Source organism: Marinobacter panjinensis (assembly GCF_005298175.1).
In the GTDB taxonomy this organism is placed as follows: domain Bacteria; phylum Pseudomonadota; class Gammaproteobacteria; order Pseudomonadales; family Oleiphilaceae; genus Marinobacter; species Marinobacter panjinensis.
Window position 1 is genome coordinate 1,761,781 of sequence record NZ_SZYH01000001.1, and the last position, 19,070, is coordinate 1,780,850.

Below are 19,070 nucleotides of genomic sequence, written 5' to 3' on the forward strand. Positions count from 1 at the left end.
CCAGGCGATTCAAGCATGGTTTTGCGGGATGACTGGCGTTTACAGCCAGCAGATCTTATGGGATCAGTCTGGTGCTACGTGCTAGCGCTCTGAACCCTTAGCGACGCTCATTAACTTTTTTCCAGGCCATCAGCGCAATCGCACCAACAATCCCAGCCGCAAACAAATACTCAACGTGCAGCACATCACCAATAGCTTCATGCCCCGAATGCGCAATCACGCTTGTTGAGGCCACTAGCAATCCCACACTGGCACTGATCTTTTGGAATCTTTTCATATCTGTTTCTCCGTTAACGGTTAAAACCAAAACTGTTTAATCAGGCAGTCGCCGCCACTTTTTCGGGCCTGCGCTCCGGCAGCATGCCCCGCTCCAGAATGAAGCTGATGATGGTTTCCAGCCCTACCCCGTCGTACAGGTTAGTGAACACGAAGGGCCGCTCACCGCGCATCTTCTTCGAATCCCGGTCCATCACATCAAGGGACGCATGCACCTGCTCGGCGATGTCGATCTTGTTGATGATCAGCAGGTCGGATTTGGTGATGCCGGGGCCGCCCTTGCGGGGGATCTTGTCGCCGGCGGAGACGTCGATCACGTACAGAGTGAGGTCGCTCAGTTCCGGGCTGAAGGTTGCCGAAAGGTTGTCGCCGCCGGATTCCACCAGCACCAGTTCCAGGTTCGGGTGGCGGCTCTGCAGGTCGTCGATGGCGGCCAGGTTCATGGAGGCGTCCTCACGGATGGCGGTGTGCGGGCAGCCGCCGGTTTCCACGCCGAGGATGCGGTCCGCTGGCAGGGCGTCGTGTTTGAGCAGGAAGTCGGCGTCCTCTCTTGTGTAGATGTCGTTGGTGACCACGGCGATGTCGTAGTGATCTTTCAGGGCCTTGCACAGCTGGCGCAGCAGGGCGGTTTTGCCGGAGCCGACCGGGCCGCCGACGCCTACTCTCAGGCAATGTTTCATGGTGCGTTCTCCTGTTCCTGTTCTTTGTTGGTTCAGCTTCTGAAAAGCCGTGAATACTGGGTTTCGTGCAGGGCGCTGCCGAGCGCCAGGCCCGGCAGGACCGGGCCGAGTTCGTGGTCTTCTTTCTCCAAAGCGTTATCCACGGCCATCACCAGTTGCGGGCGCAGCCGTTCGGTCAGGCGCTGGGCGGCTGTGTGGCCCAGGGGCATGGCCTTGCAGGCAACCGCGAGCTGGTTTTCCAGCCAGGCCCAGGCGAAGCCGAGCAGGGTCTGCCGTGCGGGTACGCGGCGCATGTGGGCGGCCCAGGCGAACAGGGTGACGTAGCCGGGGTCTTGCGGCAGCAGGCCTTCCTCCGGCAACAGCTCCAGGCTGCCGAGCAGGCGCACCAGGGCTGCGCCGAGACGGAGGTCCTCATCCGTCAGTTCGGCGGTTTCCCGGGTGGCATGCAGCCAGTCGTTCCACTGGGCCAAGGTTTGGCCATCGCCGTTCGCCCAGGCCTCCTGAACCCGGATCAGCAACGGCAGTTCGCAGTTGGTCAGGCCGTCTTCCAGCACGCCTTCCAGCCAATCCCCCAGCTCGTTCTCGTTATTCACCCAGCCCAGTTCAAAGGCGCTTTCCAGGCCCTGGGACCAGGCAAAGGCGCCGATGGGCAGCGCGGGGCTGACCAGTTGCAGCAGGCCAAGCAGGGCGAGATCGCCCACCGGGGTCTGGCTGCTGTCAGTGGGAGTGGTCATGGCTGTGCCCGTGGCTGTGTGAGTGTCCGTGGGAATGCCCATTGCCCGCCTGGGCGTAGGCACCCGGTTCCGGATCGAAGGGTGCGCGGTGGTGTTCCAGGGTTGCGCCCAGGCGTTCGGCCAGCTCTTCCAGCACGTGGTCCGGCGGAAAGCGGACCCAGCCCGTTTTACCATCCACAGGGCCGTCTTCCCTGCCCTCGTCACTGCCAATCGCGCCGCTGGAGCCAATCTGCAGAGCCACATGCCGGTTGCCCAGGTGGTAGCACAGCCGCGCCATGGCCAGGCCCGGCTCGATGTGAGCGGTTACTACCGGCTCATCGGCGGCGCGGATGCGGATGATCTCGCCACTTTCCGCCTGTAGAAACGCGCCGTCGCGCAGCACCGGGCCACGATCGAGGAACAGGCCGACGTCGTAACCGGTGTCGGTTTTGGCGCGCAGGCGGCCGCGCATGCGCAGCTCGAACGGCAGTGTGAGGTGGTCGTGGATTTCTGCGGTCTCGACCGGTCCGACCCGTTGGGTAAGTTCAAGCATGTCGGTCTCCTGGAACAGCTATGAGCTGTCTTTTTAAAAAAGGTGATAACGCTGGGCCAGCGGCAGTTCGGTGGCCGGCTCGCAGGTAAGCAGTTCGCCGTCGGCGTGCACTTCGTAGGTTTGCGGGTCTACGGTGATGTGCGGGCAGGCGTCGTTCAGTTTCATGTCGCTCTTACGCACGGTGCGCACGCCCTTGCAGGCGGACAGCGGGCTGTCCAGCCCCAGCTCCTTGCCAATGCCGGCGTCAATGGCAGCCTGGCTGACAAAGCTCAGGCGGGTGGCACTGGCGGCCTTGCCGAAGGCGCCGAACATGGGGCGGTAGTGCACCGGCTGGGGCGTGGGGATGGAAGCGTTGGGATCGCCCATGGGGGCGGCGGCAATCATGCCGCCCTTGAGGATGGTGGCCGGCTTCACGCCGAAGAAGGCCGGGCTCCACAGCACCAGGTCCGCCAGCTTGCCCACTTCCACCGAACCCACTTCGTGCGCGATGCCGTGGGTGATGGCGGGGTTGATGGTGTACTTGGCGATGTAGCGTTTGGCGCGCAGGTTGTCGGCGCCCAGGGCTTCGTCTTCCGGCAGCAGGCCGCGCTGCTGTTTCATCTTGTGGGCGGTCTGCCAGGTGCGGCATACCACTTCCCCTACCCGGCCCATGGCCTGGGAATCGGAGGCGATCATGGAGATCACGCCCAGGTCGTGGAGGATGTCCTCGGCGGCGATGGTCTCCCGGCGGATGCGCGAATCCGCGAAGGCGACGTCTTCCGGGATGTTCGGGTCCAGGTGGTGGCACACCATCAGCATGTCCAGGTGTTCGTCGATGGTGTTCACGGTGTAGGGCCGCGTCGGGTTGGTGGAGGACGGCAGCACGTAGGGTTTGGAGCAGGCGGTAATGATGTCCGGTGCGTGGCCGCCGCCGGCGCCTTCGGTGTGGTAGGTGTGGATGCAGCGTTCTTTGAACGCAGCCAGGGTGTCTTCCACGAACCCGGATTCGTTCAGGGTGTCGGTGTGGATGGCCACCTGCACATCGTATTTGTCGGCCACGGTGAGGCAGTTGTCGATGGAGGCCGGGGTGGTGCCCCAGTCTTCATGGAGTTTCAGGCCCATGGCGCCGGCCTGGATCTGCAGTTCCAGGGATTCCGGCAGGCTGGCGTTGCCTTTGCCGAGGAAGCCGATGTTCATGGGCATGGCGTCCACGGCCTGGAGCATTTTGCCGATGTGCCAGGGGCCCGGGGTGCAGGTGGTGGCGTTGGTGCCGGTGGCCGGGCCGGTGCCGCCGCCGAGCATGGTGGTGATGCCGCTCATCAGGGCTTCTTCGATCTGCTGGGGGCAGACGAAGTGGATATGGGCGTCGATGCCGCCGGCGGTGAGGATTTTGCCTTCACCGGCGATGATTTCGGTGCCGGGGCCGATGACGATGGTGACGTCGGGCTGGGTATCGGGGTTGCCGGCTTTGCCGATGGCGGCGATGCGGCCTTTCTGGATGCCGACGTCGGCTTTGACGATGCCCCACCAGTCGAGGATCAGGGCGTTGGTGATGACGGTGTCCATCACGGAATCATCGGCGCGCTGGCTCTGGCCCATGCCGTCGCGGATGACTTTGCCGCCGCCGAATTTTACTTCGTCGCCGTAGTGGGCGGTGTCGCTTTCCACTTCAATCCACAGGTCGGTGTCGCCGAGTCTGACTCGGTCGCCGGTGGTTGGGCCGTACATGTCGGCGTAGGCTTGCCTTGTTATCTTCATCGTATCCCTCGTTTTAACTTGGGTGCCAGGAGCGGGTGGGATGAGCTTTCCAAAACACGCTCCTTGCGGCACATCCCTGTGGCGCTTGAGCTCCGCCATCCATGGCTCCGCACAGTTTTGGAAAGCTCATCCCACCCACTCCTCAGACTTAATTCGTGGAGTCCAATTTGCCCATGACTTCAGCTCGGAAGCCGTAGATTTCCCTCCCGCCGGTAAACGGAATCAATGTGACTTCGCGGCTTTGGCCGGGTTCGAAGCGGATGGCGGTGCCGGCGGCGACGTCCAGGCGATAGCCCCTGGCTTTGGCGCGGTCGAAATCCAGCGCCGGGTTGGCTTCGGCGAAGTGGTAGTGGGAGCCGATCTGGACCGGGCGGTCGCCGGTGTTGGCCACGTCTATCTGGATGCGTTCGCGGCCTTCGCAGAGTTCGATGTCGCCGTCTTTCAGGTCGTATTCACCAGGGATCATGGCGCGCTCCTTACACGATCGGGTTGTGGACGGTGACGAGTTTGGTGCCGTCCGGGAAGGTGGCTTCCACCTGCACTTCGTCGACCATTTCGGCGATGCCGTCCATCACGTCGTCGCGGGTGAGGATTTCGGTGCCGGCAGTCATGAGCTCGGCCACCGTGCGGCCTTCCCTGGCGCCTTCCATGATTTCAGCGCTGATGAGGGCGACGGCTTCGGGGTAGTTAAGTTTCAAACCCTTGGCTTTGCGGCGTTCCGCCAGCAGGGCTGCGGTAAACAGCAGCAGTTTGTCTTTGTCTCTGGGCGTTAATTCCATTTCCTTGCTCTCCTGGTAATCGTCGGGAGTTTTTGTTGTCGGATTACGCTGGGCTAATCCGACCTGCCATTGTGTTCAGGTCAGCCAGATTCTTGGCACGCTGGCTGGCTGGCCGGTGAGTCTTGGTCTGAGCAGTTCCCAGGCTTGCTGGCACAGCGCCCAGGCTTCGTTTCTTTCCTGCCCCAGGTAGCGCAGCAACACCACGCCCCGGCGGCGGGTGACCGCCCAGCGGTGGCTGGCGGGCAGGGTTTCTCTGAGTGCTTCGATGGCGGCGGCTTCGTCGTCCAGGCCGACCACCCACAGGGTGGCCTGCACGGTAGCGCCGCCCTGGCCCCAGTGGCCTTTGAACCTGGGGTGGTTCGGGTCCATGGGCTGGCGTTCCAGCCACAGGGGGCGGCCGTCCATCAGCAGGCGGAATTTCTGTTCCAGGTGGCCGGAGACGAACGGCAGCTGGCTGGCCGGGCGGCCGAGGGCGAGGATTTCCCAGCCGATGCATCTGGCGCCGGTGGCCAGTTCGATGGTGGTGCTTTGTTCACCCCGGGAGCCGTCGAAGGCGAGGGTTTCCTGGGGCAGGTATTCGAGGATGCCGCCCTTCTCCACGCTCAAATGAGTGTGCTGGGCCCAGGCGACGCCGTGGCTGTCGGCCTTGTAGAGTTTGGCGGCGGCCGGGGTGGTTAGCAGGGTGTGGGCACCCTCACCGACCCGGGCCTGGATGCTCAGGGCATCGCCGCTGACCAGCCCGCCCGGTGGGTGCAGCAGGTACACGTGGCAGCAGCCGGTTTTGCCTTCCGGGTAGAACGGGCGCTGGACCCGCAACGGGCCGATGTGCCGGCGGCGTACCAGCCGGGTAACCGGACTGGCCTGGTTCTCCACCCGGCTTTCAAACCCCAGGTCCAGGGCCGCTGCCCAGCGCCGTTCCCGGTCGAAACGGTGGCCAGAGGCGTGGTCGGCGATGGGCTGGTAGGCAGTCATACAGTCAGGTGCTTCTTGATGAGTTCATCGGTCAGGCCGGCGATCTCGTCTTCTGCCACCCGGCGACCCCGGTCGATGATGGCGAAGCGGTCGGCGTACTTGCGGGCGAAGGGGAGCTTTTGCTCCACCAGCAACACGGTCAGGCCGTCTTCCTCGATCAGCTTGCGAATAACCTCGCCAATCTGGGCCACGATATTGGGCTGAATGCCCTCGCCGGGCTCGTCCAGGATCAGCAGGCGCGGTTCGATGACCAGCGCCCGGCCAATGGCCAGCTGCTGTTGCTGGCCGCCGGAGAGGTCGCCGCCGCGGCGGTGTTTCATTTCTTTCAGCACCGGAAACAACTCATACACTCGCTCGGGGATTTTCTTGCTGCCGTCCTTGCGCACGGCGAGGCCGGTGCGCAGGTTTTCTTCCACGGTCAGCAGCGGGAAGATCTGCCGGCCCTGGGGCACATAGCCGATGCCGAGGCGGGAGCGGTCTTCGATTTTCTTCCGGGTGAGCTCCACGTCCTGGGCGAACAGGATGGAGCCGCTTTTCACGGTTTCCTCGCCCATGATGCATTTCATCAGGGTGGTCTTGCCCACGCCGTTACGGCCCATCACGCAGGTGCACTGGCCCTGGGGCACGTCGAGGTCGAGATCCCAGAGGGTGTGGCTTTCGCCGTAGAACTGGTTGAGTTTTTCGATCTTCAGCATTACGCCTCCTCCCCGAGATACACCTTGATCACTTCCGGGTCGTTGGAGACCTGGTCCATGGTGCCTTCGGCCAGCACGCTGCCCTGGTGCAGCACGGTGACTTTGCGGGCGATGGAGCGCACGAAGCCCATGTCGTGCTCCACCACCACCACAGACTGTTTGCCGGCCAGGCTGGTGAGCAGTTCGGCGGTGCGTTCCATTTCCTGTTCGGTCATGCCGGCCACGGGTTCGTCCACCAGCAGCAGGCGCGGCTTCTGCATCAGCAGCATGCCGATTTCCAGCCACTGCTTCTGGCCGTGGGAGAGGATGCCGGCCAGGGCGTCACGCAGGTCCTTGAGGCCGATCATTTCCAGCACTTCGCCGATACGCTCCCGGAATTGCGGTTTCATGATCGCGGTGAGCGTGGGGAGCACGCGCTTGTCCGCCGCCATGGCCAGTTCCAGGTTTTCGAACACGGTGAGGGCTTCGAACACCGTGGGCTTCTGGAACTTGCGGCCGATGCCGAGGGAGGCGATGTCCGGCTCGTTCATGGTGAGCAGGTTGTGGCGGCTGCCGAACCACACCGAGCCGCTGTCCGGGCGGGTCTTGCCGGTGATGATGTCCATCATGGTGGTCTTGCCCGCGCCGTTGGGGCCGATGATGCAGCGCAGCTCGCCGTCGTCGATGGTGAGGTTGAGGTTGTTGATGGCCCTGAAACCGTCGAAGCTCACGTTCACGTCGTCCAGGTACAGGATCGGGCCGTGGCGCACGTCCACCGGCGACTGCACCTGGGTGAGAAACTCGAACACGTGTTCCCGGTCACTCAGCTCCTGAAAAATGCTCATGCGGTGGCCTCCTGCGCGGCGGGTGTATTGCTGGTGTCATCGGCTTTCTTTTTACGGAACAGCAAGCCGGCGATGCCCTTGGGCAGGAACACGGTCACCAGCACAAACAGGCCGCCAAGGGCGAACAGCCAGGCATCCGGCATTACGCCGGTGAATACGGTTTTGGCGTAGTTCACCAGGATGGCGCCGATCACTGCGCCGTAGAGGGTTGCGCGGCCGCCCAGGGCGACCCACACCACGATTTCAATAGAGAACAGCGGCGAGAATTCGCTGGGGTTGATGATGCCTACCTGCGGCACGTACAGCGCCCCGGCCACACCCGCCAGCATGGCGGACACCACGAACACGAACAGCTGCACCCGTTCCACCCGGTAACCCAGGAAGCGGGTGCGGGCCTCGGCGTCGCGGCAGGCGATGCTCACCCGGCCCAGTTTGCTGGTCACAATGGCGCGGCAGATCACGTAGCCGACGGCCAGCGCGATGCCGGTGGCGATGAACAGCCCCAGCCGGGTGGCGTCGGTACGCAGGTTGAAGCCGAGGATGTCGCGGAAGTCGGTCAGGCCGTTGTTGCCGCCAAAGCCCATTTCATTGCGGAAGAAGGCCAGCATCAGCGCAAAGGTCAGCGCCTGGGTGATGATGGAGAGGTACACCCCGGTCACCCGCGAGCGGAAGGCCAGGAAGCCAAACACCAGCGCCAGTATGCCCGGTGCCAGCAGCACCATGATGAACGCAAACCAGGCCATGTCGAAGCCCAGCCAGTACCAGGGCAGTTCGTCCCAGTTCAGGAACACCATGAAGTCCGGCAGTATCGGGTCGCCGTAGGTACCGCGGTCGCCGATCTGTCGCATCAGGTACATGCCCATGGCATAGCCGCCGAGCGCAAAGAAGGCGCCGTGGCCCAGGCTGAGGATACCGAGGTAACCCCACACCAGGTCCACCGCGACCGCCAGCAGCGCGTAGCACAGGTATTTGCCCAGCAGGGTGACGGTGTAGGCACTTACGTGCAGGGCGCTGTCCTGCGGCATGAACAGGTGAAGGAGGGTCACCACCACCAGGGCCGAGAAAAGAACACCCAGGAATATCTGCGTGGAACGCTCCTGAAAAGGCCGGAGCAGCCAGTTCTGTGATACCGCCATAACTCAGCCCTCCGCCGCACGGCCTTTCTGGGGGAAGAGCCCCTTTGGCCGTTTCTGTATGAAAAGAATGATGAACACCAGCACGATGATTTTCGCGAGTACGGCACCGGCCCAGGGTTCAAGCAGCTGGTTGATGGTGCCCAGGGAGAGCCCGGCAATGAGGGTGCCCCACAGATTGCCCACGCCACCGAACACCACCACCATGAAGGAGTCGATGATGTAGTTCTGGCCCAGGTTGGGGCCCACGTTGGTGAGCTGGGAAAGCGCCACACCGGCCAGGCCGGCAACGCCGGAGCCCAGGGCAAAGGTCATGATGTCTACCCGGGTGGCGCGGATGCCCATGGAGCGGGCCATGTTGCGGTTCTGGGTGACGGCACGCACCTCCAGGCCCAGGCGGGTCTTGCGCATGATCAGCATCAGTGTGGCGAAAACCACAAGCGCAAACGCCAGTACGTACAGGCGGTTGAGCGTGAGGGAGAGTGCGTCGTTGATCACCAGCGAGCCGCTCATCCACTCCGGTGTGACCACGGTGCGGTTCTGGGGGGAGATCACGGTACGCACCAGCTGCTGCAGGATCAGGCTGATGCCGAAGGTGGCCAGCAGGGTTTCCAGCGGGCGGCCCTTGAGGTACTGGATCACGCTGCGTTCAATGATGATGCCGGCGGTGGCGGCCACCATGAAACCGGCGGGAATGGAAAGAATCAATGCCAAGCCGGGCTGGCCGGGGAAGAGTTGCTGCATGCCCCAGGTGGTGTAGGCACCCAGCATGATCAGTTCGCCGTGGGCCATGTTGATCACGCCCATCACGCCGAAGGTGATGGCCAGGCCGATGGCGGCGAGGACCAGAACCGAGCCGAGGGAGAGCCCGAAATACAGGGTCTCGGCGGCGCGGTTCAGTTTGAGTTTCTGTTCGATGGTGCCCAGCGCCTGTTTGGCCTTGGTGGCGAGCGCAGGGTTATCGCCCCGGACGGCTTCGTTCAGGGCGGCACGGGCGCGGGGGTGCAGGCTGCCGGCCAGTACGTCGATGGCCTCCAGGTCGCCCTCACCCACCCGGTAAATGGCCAGGGCTTCTTCAATGCGGTTGCGCACCCTGGCGCTGTCTTCCTGTTCCAGCCGCGCTTCCAGCGGCGCAACCAGCGAGGCGTCCACTTTACCCATCATGTCCTGTGCGGAGGCTTCACGCACGTCCGGGTCTGCGGCGTTCAGGTCCAGCATGGCGAGTATGCCTTCAAGCTGGCCACGAATTCGGTTGTTGATGGCCACTCTGTCCAGCTCGCGGCGGGACATGTCGCCCATGTTCTCTCCGGTCAGCGGGTTGGCGATTTCCCAGTCCCGGCCCCGGTTGTTCAGAACCAGCACAACCTGGCCGGTGTCTTTTATCCGGCTCAGGCGGTTGTTGCCGTAGGCTTCAATCCAGTCCCTGGCTCTTTCATCACCGCTGCTGACGATGGCGTTAATCGCTTCTTCCACTTTGCTGGCCGGTGCTTCTGCGAGGTTGAACAGCAGTTGCTCTCCCGGGTCCTCTTCCTGTGCCGTTGCAGGAAGTGATAACACCGAAGCCAGGGCAATAAGCAGCAATGTGAGCGATCGAAGGATGCCCATGAGTGTGTCCTGTCTGTTGAAAGCGGGTTGCGGGGTGGCAACCGGGGGCGGTGTCGCTACCCCCGGTTGCCTTTGGTGCTTTGCTGGTGGCTATGCCTTATTCGTCAGCAGCCGCCATTTCGCCGGCGGAGGCACCGCAACTGCCGGTTTTGGTGTTGAAGGTTCCGCAGAACATCGGCTTGCGCCAGTCGGCAATCAGGTCCCGCGAACCGGGCAGGTAATCAGACCAGGCATCGCCAGCGACGGTGGACGGGGTTTCCCACACTACGGAGAACTGGCCGTTGTCCTGGATCTCGCCAATCAGCACCGGCTTGGTGATGTGGTGGTTGGGCATCATGGCCGCGTAGCCACCCGTGAGGTTGGGTACGCTTACGCCGATGATGGCGTCTTTCACCGCGTCCACGTCGGTGGTGCCGGCTTTCTTGACGGCCTCGATGTACATGTTGAAGCCGATGTAGTGCGCTTCCATCGGGTCGTTGGTGACGGCTTCGTCGTTGCCGGTGTGTTCGATCCACTGGTCGATGAAGTCGTAGTTGGCGTCGCTGTCCACGCTCATGAAGTAGTTCCAGGCAGCCAGGTGGCCGACCAGCGGGCCGGTGTCGATACCGGAGAGTTCCTGCTCACCCACGGAGAAAGCCACCACCGGGATGTCGGAAGCAGCAATGCCCTGGTTGCCCAGCTCACGGTAGAAAGGCACGTTGGCGTCACCGTTGATGGTGGACACCACAGCCGTCTTCTTGCCAGCGGAACCGAAGCGCTTGATGTCAGACACAATGTTCTGCCAGTCGGAATGCCCGAAAGGCGTGTAGTTGATCATGATGTCTTCCTTGGCCACGCCCATGTCCATCAGGTAGGTCTCAAGGATCTTGTTGGTGGTGCGCGGGTAGACGTAATCGGTGCCCGCCAGTACCCAGCGTTCCACGCCGATTTCGTTCATCAGGTAGTTCACCGCAGGAATCGCCTGCTGGTTGGGGGCGGCGCCGGTGTAGAAGACGTTCTCGGAAGACTCTTCACCTTCGTACTGAACCGGGTAGAACAGCAGGCCGTTGAGTTCTTCCACTACCGGGAGTACGGATTTGCGGGACACCGAGGTCCAGTTGCCGAAGATAACGTCAACCTTTTCCTGGGCCAGCAGTTCGCGGGCTTTTTCCGCAAACAGCGGCCAGTCAGAGGCCGGGTCTACCACTACGGCTTCCAGTTGGCGGCCGAGCACACCGCCTTCGGCGTTCTGCTTTTCAATGAGCATTTCAACGGTGTCTTTCAGGACCGTTTCACTGATGGCCATGGTGCCGGAGAGGGAGTGCAGGATACCGACCTTGATCGGGTCTTCGGCGGCCATTGCGTTAAGGGAGACAGAGAGGGCCAGCGCTGAGAGGCCAAGTTTCACGTGTTTTTTAATCGTCATGTTATGCGTCCTTGTTTTACGGGTTGGTTCGTACCATTCGCTTTGAGTAAACGCACCCCTCCCACTGCATCCGGCGTTCCAGCTTTTATTAAACCATATACAAAACAGTCGCTTATCTAGTATACAAGCTAACGATTACCACGCCTCAGACACTCCACAACCCGTAAATCTCTCGTTTCCAGGCCTTTTTCTGGTGCACCCGCCCATCAACAGTGCACCCTCAAAATGCCCCTATTACCGTCACAGCCGAACATGCCGCTGTTTTTATTGATTATTTTTAAATCTCTTCCGAATGGCACAGGCATTGCCATTGCTCATGTATACAAGATGACAACGCACATGAGGACGAACCATGCCTGCACCACTCGGATGGACCATTGAAGACTGGCGGAAGGCCTATCAGTCGGGCGCCAAGCCCGCGGAGCTTATTGGCGAGCTGGTCGCCAGCCTGGATACAACCGACAACGCCTGGATTGCACTGTCAGGGAGCACGCAGTTGCAGGCGGCCCTGTTCGATCTGGCGGGCACCCTTAATAAGGTGGGCGGTGATATCAGCCGCCTGCCGCTGTACGGCGTTCCGTTCGCCGCGAAGGACAACATCGACGCCACCGGGTTCGACACCACGGCCGGCTGCCCGGCCTACGCCTATCAACCAAAGCAGGATGCCAACACCATTGCCCGGCTGAAGGCCGCCGGTGCGGTGCTGATCGGTAAAACCAACCTGGACCAGTTCGCCACCGGGCTGGTGGGCACGCGTTCGCCTTACGGTGCGGTACCAAACAGCTTCAGGCCGGAGGTGGTGAGCGGCGGTTCCAGCTCTGGTTCCGCGTCGGTGGTGGCCCGCGGCCTGGTGCCCTTTGCACTGGGTACCGATACCGCAGGCTCCGGCCGGGTACCTGCCGGGCTGAACAACCTGGTGGGGCTGAAGCCGACGAAAGGACTGTTCAGCATCTACGGAGTGGTGCCCGCCTGCCGCTCCCTGGATTGTGTGTCGGTTTTTGCCCTGACGGTGAACGACGCCGGGGTGGTGGCCGATGCCATGGCCGGGTTTGATGCCGACGATGCGTTCTCCCGCAAAGCGCCCTATGCCCTGCCCCTGGACGGCCCGGCCATTCGTCGCCCTGGCCCGCTCAAACGCCTGGGCATTCCGGAGCACCCGCAATGGTTTGGCGATCAGCAAGCAGAAGCTGCCTGGAATACCGCCATCAGCCAGTGGCGCCAGCAGAATGTAGAGCTGGTGCCTCTGGACTTCAGGCCCATGCAGGAACTGGCTGCCCTGCTCTATGAAGGCCCCTGGGTGGCAGAGCGCCATGCCGCGGTGGAAGACTTCATGGCCAGCCATGGCGACGACATGAACCCGGTGGTGAGAAGCATCATCGCCAACGCCGGCAAGTTTACCGCCACCGATACCTTCGGGGCCCAGTACCGCAAGGAAGAACTGCTGCGCCAGATTGATGAGCTGCTGGCCGATGTAGATGCCCTGCTGGTGCCTACCGCACCCACGGCACCGACGATTGAAGCGGTCAACAACGACCCGGTTACGCTGAATAGCCAACTGGGCACCTACACCAATTTTGTGAACCTGGCGGATATGAGCGCCCTGGCCATTCCCGCCGGCTTCCGGGACGACGGCCTGCCCTTCGGCGTTACGTTGATCAGCGGCGCCTGGAAAGATAACGAGCTGCAACATCTGGCCTGCCAGTGGCTGAATGCCAACCCCACCCCACTGGGCGCCACCGACAAGCCCCGGCCGGAAGAAACACCCGGGGCGGCGACTTCCACTCCCACTGTGCAGGTGGCTGTAGTAGGCGCCCATCTCAGCGGCATGCCCCTGAACACCCAGCTGACCGAACGTTATTCCGCCCTGCTGGAGCAGACCACCACGTCTGCCAACTACCGGCTCTACGCCCTGCCCAACACCACCCCGCCCAAGCCCGGTTTGAAGCGGGTGGCAGCGGGCGAAGGTGAACAAATCGTCGTGGAAGTCTGGGAAATGCCGGCCTCGGCCTTCGGTTCCTTCGTGGACCTGATCCCGGCGCCATTGGGCATCGGCAATGTGGAACTGGCGGATGGCCGTTGGGTAAACGGCTTTATCTGCGAAGGCTACGGCTTCGACGGCGCCCGGGATGTCACCGAATTCGGCGGCTGGCGCGCATACATTACTTCTCTCAGATCTGGCAAATCCGGCACGGCATAAGGAGAACGGCCATCATGTTCAGTAAAGTACTGATTGCCAACCGAGGCGAAATCGCGGTCCGCACCATTCGCACTCTCAAGGCCATGGGCGTTGGCAGTGTCGCCGTTTATTCCCATCAGGACCGCCACAGCCTGCACGTCACCCTGGCCGATGAATCCGTGGCCCTGACCGGCAACAGTGCCAGCGAAACCTATCTCGACAAGGCCCAGATACTCGCTGCGGCGAAACACACCGGCGCCGAGGCCATTATTCCAGGGTATGGTTTCCTCTCCGAAAATGCTGACTTTGCGGACGCCTGCGAGGCCGATGGCATTGCCTTCATCGGCCCCACGCCGGAGCAGATGCGCGAATTCGGCCTGAAGCACCGGGCCCGGGAGCTGGCGGAAGCCGCTGGCGTGCCCCTGGCCCCGGGCAGCGGCCTGCTGGATACCCTGGACGAAGCGGTAACCGTGGCTGAGCGGCTGGGCTACCCGGTGATGCTAAAAAGTACCGCCGGCGGTGGTGGTATCGGCCTGACCCGCTGCAACAGCGAAGCCGAACTGCGAGACGCCTTTGAAACCGTTCGCCGCCAGGGCCAGAGTTTCTTCAACGACAGCGGCGTGTTCCTGGAGCGCTTCATCGCCCGCGCCCGCCATGTGGAAGTGCAGATGTTCGGCGACGGCGACGGCAATGTCGTCGCCCTGGGCGAACGGGACTGTTCCCTGCAGCGTCGCAACCAGAAAGTGGTGGAGGAAACCCCGGCCCCGAACCTGCCGGCCGCCACCCGCCAGAAGATGCTGGATGCGGCTGTGTCCCTCGGCCAGTCGGTGAATTACCGCTCCGCCGGCACCGTGGAATACATCTACGACGCCGACCGGGACGAGTTCTACTTCCTGGAAGTGAATACCCGCTTACAGGTTGAGCACCCGGTAACCGAGTCTGTCACCGGCCTGGACCTGATCGAGTGGATGCTGAAGATCGCCGCCGGCGAAAGCCCGAACCTGGCCAGTTTTGAGTCGGAGCTGAACGGCGCCTCCATGGAAGTGCGCATCTATGCCGAAGATCCGTTGAAGGACTTCCAGCCCTCTCCCGGTGAACTGACCGATGTGCATTGGCCGGAAGACGGCGTGCGCATCGATACCTGGGTTGAAAACGGAAGCCAGGTGTCCGCCCACTACGACCCGATGATCGCCAAGCTGATCGTGCACGGCAAAGACCGCGCCGATGCCCTGGCCAAGCTCAAAGCCGCCCTGGCAGAAACTCGGCTGATGGGCATTGCCACCAACCTGGATTACCTGCGCCAGGTGGTGGCCCAGCAGAGCTTTGCCGATGGCATTGTCTCCACCCGCGCGCTGGAGAGCTTCGAGTTCAAACCCTCCGTGGCGGAAGTGGTCAAGCCCGGCACCTACACCACCGTGCAGGATTACCCCGGCCGCGTGGGCTACTGGAACATTGGCGTGCCCCCCAGTGGACCGATGGACGACTACGCCTTCCGGATTGCCAACCGTATCGTGGGTAACCACTTTGAGGCGGCGGGTCTGGAAGCAACCCTGATCGGCCCCAGCCTGAAATTCCACAAGGACTCGGTGGTGGCCCTGACCGGTGCGCTGACCGAAGCCACCCTGGACGACAAGGCGGTGGAGTTCTGGAAACCCATCACCGTAAAAGCCGGCCAGGTTCTGGCGGTGGGCAAGGCCATCAAGGGTTGTCGCACCTACCTGGCGATTCGTGGCGGGTTCGATGTGCCGGTGTACCTGGGCAGCCGCTCCACCTTTGCCCTCGGCCAGTTCGGCGGCCACGGCGGCCGGCCCCTGCGACCGGGCGACATGCTGGGCATCAGCCAGACGACCCTGCCCGCCTGCACCACCACGGCACCCACCCATGACCCGGTCCCCGCTGACCCGGATCTGATTCCTGACTACCCCGACCATTGGGAAATCGGTGTGCTTTATGGCCCCCACGGTGCCCCGGATTTCTTCACCGAGAAGTCCATCGAGAAGTTCTTCGAGCAGGACTGGGAAGTGCACTACAACTCCAACCGCCTGGGCATACGCCTGAACGGACCCAAGCCGGAGTTCACCCGCGCCGATGGTGGCGAGGCGGGCCTGCACCCCTCCAACATCCACGACTGCGAATACGCCATTGGCTCCATCAACTTCACCGGCGACATGCCGGTGATTCTGACCAAAGACGGCCCCAGCCTGGGCGGCTTTGTGTGCCCGGTGACCATCGCCAAGGCGGAGCTGTGGAAAGTAGGCCAGGTAAAGCCCGGCGATACGATCCGTTTTGTCGCCATCGACAACGATACCGCCGTGAAACTCTCCAAACGTCAGGAACTGGCCATCAAGAGCCTTATGGCACCGCCGCTGCCGAAGCTGGAGGCACCGGACCTGAAACCACTGAACGGGCTCTCCGCCACGATCCTCGCCCACCTGGAAGAAACCGACGGCCGCCCGGAAGTCACCTATCGCCAGGCCGGTGACCAGTACATCCTTCTGGAATACGGCCCCAACGTGATGGACCTGGGCGTCCGCTTGCGCATACACGCCCTGATGGAAGCCATCGCTGACGTACAGCCCGCGGGATTGCTGGAACTGTCCCCGGGTGTGCGGTCCCTGCAGCTAAGATACGACGCCCGCATCCTGCCGCAGCAGGCACTGATGGAATACCTGCTGGACCTGGAAGCCACCCTGCCGCCCACGGACGAACTGAAAGTCCGCAGCCGGGTGATTCACCTGCCCATGGCTTTCGAGGACAGCGCCACACTTGAGGCGGTCGACAAATACCGCCAGTCTGTTCGCGACACCGCGCCCTGGCTGCCCAACAACGTCGACTTCATGCAACGCATCAACGGCCTGCCCAGCCGCGAGGCCGTCCGCGACATCCTGTTCTCGGCCCGCTATCTCGTGCTTGGTCTCGGCGATGTTTACCTGGGCGCCCCCTGCGCCGTGCCCCTGGACCCACGGCACCGCATGCTCACCTCCAAGTACAACCCGGCCCGGACCTACACCGCCGAAGGCACCGTCGGCATCGGCGGTGTGTACATGTGCATCTACGGCATGGACTCCCCGGGTGGTTACCAGCTCGTCGGCCGCACCCTGCCGATCTGGAACAAATACCTCAAAAACCCCCAGTTCGCCGAAGGCGCCCCCTGGCTGCTGCGGTTCTTTGACCAGGTGTGCTACTACCCGGTTTCCGAAGCCGAACTGGACGACATGCGAGACCAGTTCCGCGCCGGCCAGCTGACCGTGAAAATCGAGGAAGAAACCTTCGACCTCAAATCCCACCAGGCCTTCCTGGACGCCAACGGCGACTCCATTGCCGAATTCCGAGAACTGCAGCAGGCGGCCTATGCGAAGGAGGTGGCCCGTTGGAAAGACAGCGAAGCCGAAGAACTCGACAAACTCGCCAAGGCACTGCCGAAAGCGGATGTCTCTGACCTGGAGAGATTCGGGGAGCTGGTGAGTGCGGAGATTGCCGGGAATATCTGGAAGTGCCTGGTGAAACCCGGCGATACCGTGGCAGAAGGTGATCCGCTGGTGATCGTAGAGGCCATGAAAATGGAATTCGAGATAAATGCCACGCTCGCCGGTCAGATCAGCGCCATGCACGTTGAGCCCGGTAAAGCCGTTACTCCCGGGGAGCCTCTACTGAGTATCAAGATCTGACTTGGGAGTTTGGCGCTTTACTGCACTGCCCGCTTGTTGGGTGGTGGGTCGATGGTGGAAGGGGTGTACCAGACCCGCCGTGAACCCATCCATGGGGGCTTGAGCGCAGCGTCCCTGCTGCGCACAGTCTGGTACACCCCTTCCACCACCGACTGGCCAACGATTGGTGCATGCAACGTTGAAAATAGAGATGGCGGCGGTTCGTTGAAGGCCCGCTAAAAGCGAGATGCCTGAACACTCGCATGCAAAGGGAGTCGGGGACGGATGGCGGGGTGAGGGTTTCAAAAGTGTGCGCAGCAAGGATGCTGCGCTCAAGTCCCCATGGATGGGTTCACGACGTCTTTTGAAACCCTCACCCCGCCAGCCGGCCCCAGAAACCAAGCACCATGACAAGAGGCCCCGGAACCAGAGGGAATCAAAAAAAATGGCAACAAACACCAAAAGAAAAGAGTCCATGGCAGACAGGGTTTATGAAGCCCTGAAGGACGACATCTTTGAGTTTCGGCTGATCCCCGGCGACAAATTCAGCGAGGGGGATGTGGGAACGCGCCTGAATGCGAGCCGGACGCCGGTGCGGGAGGCGCTGTACCGGCTGCAGCGGGAAGGCTTTGTCGAGGTGCTGTTTCGCAGCGGCTGGCAGGTGAAACCGTTCGACTTCCAGCAGGTCGAGGAACTCTACGACCTGCGCATCACCCTCGAACGGGCCGCGATGCACAAGATCTGCCAGTTGCCGGAAATGCCACAGTCCGTCAGAACCCTCACCGCCATCTGGAACCCCGACCACCCCTCCGAGCGTGCCGTTGGCAGCACCGTAAGAGCACTGGACGAAAGCTTCCACTGTGACCTGGTCAGTGCCGCCGGCAATCGGGAGATGACACGGATTCACCGGGAAATCACCGACCGCCTGCGAATTATTCGGCGGCTGGACTTTACCCGTGACGACCGGATTGATGCCACTTACCTGGAACACGCCGAAATACTCGAGGCCATTCGTGCCGGCCATGCGGTAGAGGCGGCGGATCGGTTAACAAACCACATTCGCATCAGCCAGAAGGCCGTGCGGGAAATTACCATGGAGAAGATCCGCGAGGCCGCTGAAGCCCACCAGTCATCATTGAGGACGAGCCTCGAAAATCTCGCAAAAACATGAACCTATATTCACTTATACTGCGCCAGGGAAGATTACAAATCTGTAAGAGATATCGCACAGGCCACGGAGCGAATGTCCGATTTCTCGAGAACCGTTCCCACGTAGAATGGTCAGCGTCAAGGATGAGAAGCCGGCAAGGACAGCTGGCTCAGGGAAGATAACTCCACGGAACAGGAGTTGCCCAGGGAATCAGGGCTTACAGGGACGATGCACAGGGAAGACGCGCACAGGAAGGTGCGCAAGCCTGAAGGATCAGGCATGGGGTCAGCCACGGATTCAGGATCACATGGAAGGTGTTCTGGTCCGTGCACTTCTCCCCATCTCACTCCCCAATTTCCTTCTTCTTGCTCCATCAGCTCCGCCGCTTTTGCGTCCTGACGAACAACCAGTCACGTAAATACACTCTCAGGAGCCTACTAGAATGAAACGCACCCCGATTATGGCCATGATGGTCCTTCTGTTCAGCCTGTTCGCCGGTTTTGCCCACGCTGAGCCCGCCACAATCAACATCAACACCGCAGACATCGAAACCCTGGCCAGCCTCAACGGCATCGGGCAGAGCAAGGCTGAAGCCATCGTGGCCTATCGCGATGCCAACGGTCCTTTCCAGTCCAGCGAGGACCTCACCAACGTCAAGGGCATTGGTGAGCGCACGGTTGAAAAGAACGCCGAGCGCCTGACTGTCGAATAAGCCTGCCGGGCAG

General features: G+C 62.0%; 17 protein-coding genes. 4 read left to right on the forward strand and 13 right to left on the reverse strand.

The genetic code is table 11. The features are described 5' to 3' along the window. Positions 1–97: 97 nt before the first annotated feature. The 13 genes from FDP08_RS08125 to urtA all read right to left on the reverse strand — a co-directional run bounded on the left by FDP08_RS08125 (position 98) and on the right by urtA (position 11,372). Positions 98–277 carry a hypothetical protein gene (locus FDP08_RS08125; protein ID WP_137435470.1) on the reverse strand — a complete coding sequence of 60 codons (180 nt, stop codon included), beginning with the start codon at positions 275–277 and terminating at the stop codon, positions 98–100. A gap of 40 nt (positions 278–317) precedes the next feature. Further along, positions 318–956, reverse strand: coding sequence for an urease accessory protein UreG (ureG, locus tag FDP08_RS08130; RefSeq protein ID WP_137435471.1), 639 nt, complete (start codon positions 954–956; stop codon positions 318–320). Positions 957–988: 32 nt separating this feature from the next. Further along, a complete protein-coding gene (locus FDP08_RS08135; RefSeq protein WP_137435472.1) occupies positions 989–1,690 on the reverse strand; it encodes an urease accessory protein UreF in 702 nt (233 codons plus the stop codon). Next, positions 1,674–2,222, reverse strand: coding sequence for an urease accessory protein UreE (gene ureE, locus FDP08_RS08140; protein WP_137435473.1), 549 nt, complete (start codon positions 2,220–2,222; stop codon positions 1,674–1,676). The genes FDP08_RS08135 and ureE overlap by 17 nt, the downstream gene beginning before the upstream one ends. 33 nt (positions 2,223–2,255) lie before the next feature. After that, positions 2,256–3,959 carry an urease subunit alpha gene (gene ureC, locus FDP08_RS08145; RefSeq protein ID WP_137435474.1) on the reverse strand — a complete coding sequence of 568 codons (1,704 nt, stop codon included), beginning with the start codon at positions 3,957–3,959 and terminating at the stop codon, positions 2,256–2,258. Positions 3,960–4,107: 148 nt separating this feature from the next. Further along, complete coding sequence (locus FDP08_RS08150; protein WP_137435475.1) at positions 4,108–4,425, reverse strand: urease subunit beta; 318 nt, start codon at positions 4,423–4,425, stop codon at positions 4,108–4,110. A gap of 10 nt (positions 4,426–4,435) precedes the next feature. Next, entirely contained in the window at positions 4,436–4,738 is a 303-nt protein-coding gene (ureA, locus tag FDP08_RS08155; protein ID WP_070964506.1) for an urease subunit gamma, read from the reverse strand. Between the two features lie 75 nt (positions 4,739–4,813). After that, positions 4,814–5,710, reverse strand: a complete 897-nt coding sequence (locus FDP08_RS08160; RefSeq protein ID WP_137435476.1) for an urease accessory protein UreD — start codon at positions 5,708–5,710, stop codon at positions 4,814–4,816. Then, positions 5,707–6,405, reverse strand: coding sequence for an urea ABC transporter ATP-binding subunit UrtE (gene urtE, locus FDP08_RS08165; protein ID WP_137435477.1), 699 nt, complete (start codon positions 6,403–6,405; stop codon positions 5,707–5,709). Before urtE ends, FDP08_RS08160 begins: the two co-directional genes overlap by 4 nt. Continuing rightward, positions 6,405–7,229, reverse strand: coding sequence for an urea ABC transporter ATP-binding protein UrtD (gene urtD / locus FDP08_RS08170; protein ID WP_137435478.1), 825 nt, complete (start codon positions 7,227–7,229; stop codon positions 6,405–6,407). The genes urtE and urtD overlap by 1 nt, the downstream gene beginning before the upstream one ends. Next, entirely contained in the window at positions 7,226–8,365 is a 1,140-nt protein-coding gene (urtC, locus tag FDP08_RS08175; protein ID WP_137435479.1) for an urea ABC transporter permease subunit UrtC, read from the reverse strand. Before urtC ends, urtD begins: the two co-directional genes overlap by 4 nt. A 3-nt stretch (positions 8,366–8,368) precedes the next feature. Continuing rightward, complete coding sequence (gene urtB, locus FDP08_RS08180) at positions 8,369–9,967, reverse strand: urea ABC transporter permease subunit UrtB (protein WP_137435480.1); 1,599 nt, start codon at positions 9,965–9,967, stop codon at positions 8,369–8,371. A gap of 97 nt (positions 9,968–10,064) precedes the next feature. Then, positions 10,065–11,372, reverse strand: a complete 1,308-nt coding sequence (urtA, locus tag FDP08_RS08185; protein WP_137435481.1) for an urea ABC transporter substrate-binding protein — start codon at positions 11,370–11,372, stop codon at positions 10,065–10,067. 352 nt (positions 11,373–11,724) lie between these two features. On the opposite strand from urtA, the gene atzF reads away from it, so the two are divergent. The 4 genes from atzF to FDP08_RS08205 all read left to right on the forward strand — a co-directional run bounded on the left by atzF (position 11,725) and on the right by FDP08_RS08205 (position 19,057). After that, a complete protein-coding gene (gene atzF, locus FDP08_RS08190) occupies positions 11,725–13,569 on the forward strand; it encodes an allophanate hydrolase (protein WP_137435482.1) in 1,845 nt (614 codons plus the stop codon). 14 nt (positions 13,570–13,583) lie between these two features. Continuing rightward, on the forward strand, positions 13,584–17,216 hold the full coding sequence (gene uca / locus FDP08_RS08195; protein WP_137435483.1) for an urea carboxylase: 3,633 nt from the start codon (positions 13,584–13,586) through the stop codon (positions 17,214–17,216). A gap of 424 nt (positions 17,217–17,640) precedes the next feature. Beyond that, positions 17,641–18,366 (forward strand): GntR family transcriptional regulator, encoded by a 726-nt coding sequence (locus tag FDP08_RS08200; protein ID WP_137435484.1) that lies wholly within the window; start codon positions 17,641–17,643, stop codon positions 18,364–18,366. Between the two features lie 421 nt (positions 18,367–18,787). Next, complete coding sequence (locus FDP08_RS08205; protein ID WP_137435485.1) at positions 18,788–19,057, forward strand: ComEA family DNA-binding protein; 270 nt, start codon at positions 18,788–18,790, stop codon at positions 19,055–19,057. Positions 19,058–19,070 lie beyond the last annotated feature (13 nt).

Bases quoted from the DNA above. Each gene is read 5' to 3' on its own strand.
- FDP08_RS08125 (WP_137435470.1), bottom strand. From the start codon at position 277: ATGAAAAGATTCCAAAAGATCAGTGCCAGTGTGGGATTGCTAGTGGCC.
- ureG (WP_137435471.1), bottom strand. From the start codon at position 956: ATGAAACATTGCCTGAGAGTAGGCGTCGGCGGCCCGGTCGGCTCCGGC.
- FDP08_RS08135 (WP_137435472.1), bottom strand. From the start codon at position 1,690: ATGACCACTCCCACTGACAGCAGCCAGACCCCGGTGGGCGATCTCGCC.
- ureE (WP_137435473.1), bottom strand. From the start codon at position 2,222: ATGCTTGAACTTACCCAACGGGTCGGACCGGTCGAGACCGCAGAAATC.
- ureC (WP_137435474.1), bottom strand. From the start codon at position 3,959: ATGAAGATAACAAGGCAAGCCTACGCCGACATGTACGGCCCAACCACC.
- FDP08_RS08150 (WP_137435475.1), bottom strand. From the start codon at position 4,425: ATGATCCCTGGTGAATACGACCTGAAAGACGGCGACATCGAACTCTGC.
- ureA (WP_070964506.1), bottom strand. From the start codon at position 4,738: ATGGAATTAACGCCCAGAGACAAAGACAAACTGCTGCTGTTTACCGCA.
- FDP08_RS08160 (WP_137435476.1), bottom strand. From the start codon at position 5,710: ATGACTGCCTACCAGCCCATCGCCGACCACGCCTCTGGCCACCGTTTC.
- urtE (WP_137435477.1), bottom strand. From the start codon at position 6,405: ATGCTGAAGATCGAAAAACTCAACCAGTTCTACGGCGAAAGCCACACC.
- urtD (WP_137435478.1), bottom strand. From the start codon at position 7,229: ATGAGCATTTTTCAGGAGCTGAGTGACCGGGAACACGTGTTCGAGTTT.
- urtC (WP_137435479.1), bottom strand. From the start codon at position 8,365: ATGGCGGTATCACAGAACTGGCTGCTCCGGCCTTTTCAGGAGCGTTCC.
- urtB (WP_137435480.1), bottom strand. From the start codon at position 9,967: ATGGGCATCCTTCGATCGCTCACATTGCTGCTTATTGCCCTGGCTTCG.
- urtA (WP_137435481.1), bottom strand. From the start codon at position 11,372: ATGACGATTAAAAAACACGTGAAACTTGGCCTCTCAGCGCTGGCCCTC.
- atzF (WP_137435482.1), top strand. From the start codon at position 11,725: ATGCCTGCACCACTCGGATGGACCATTGAAGACTGGCGGAAGGCCTAT.
- uca (WP_137435483.1), top strand. From the start codon at position 13,584: ATGTTCAGTAAAGTACTGATTGCCAACCGAGGCGAAATCGCGGTCCGC.
- FDP08_RS08200 (WP_137435484.1), top strand. From the start codon at position 17,641: ATGGCAACAAACACCAAAAGAAAAGAGTCCATGGCAGACAGGGTTTAT.
- FDP08_RS08205 (WP_137435485.1), top strand. From the start codon at position 18,788: ATGAAACGCACCCCGATTATGGCCATGATGGTCCTTCTGTTCAGCCTG.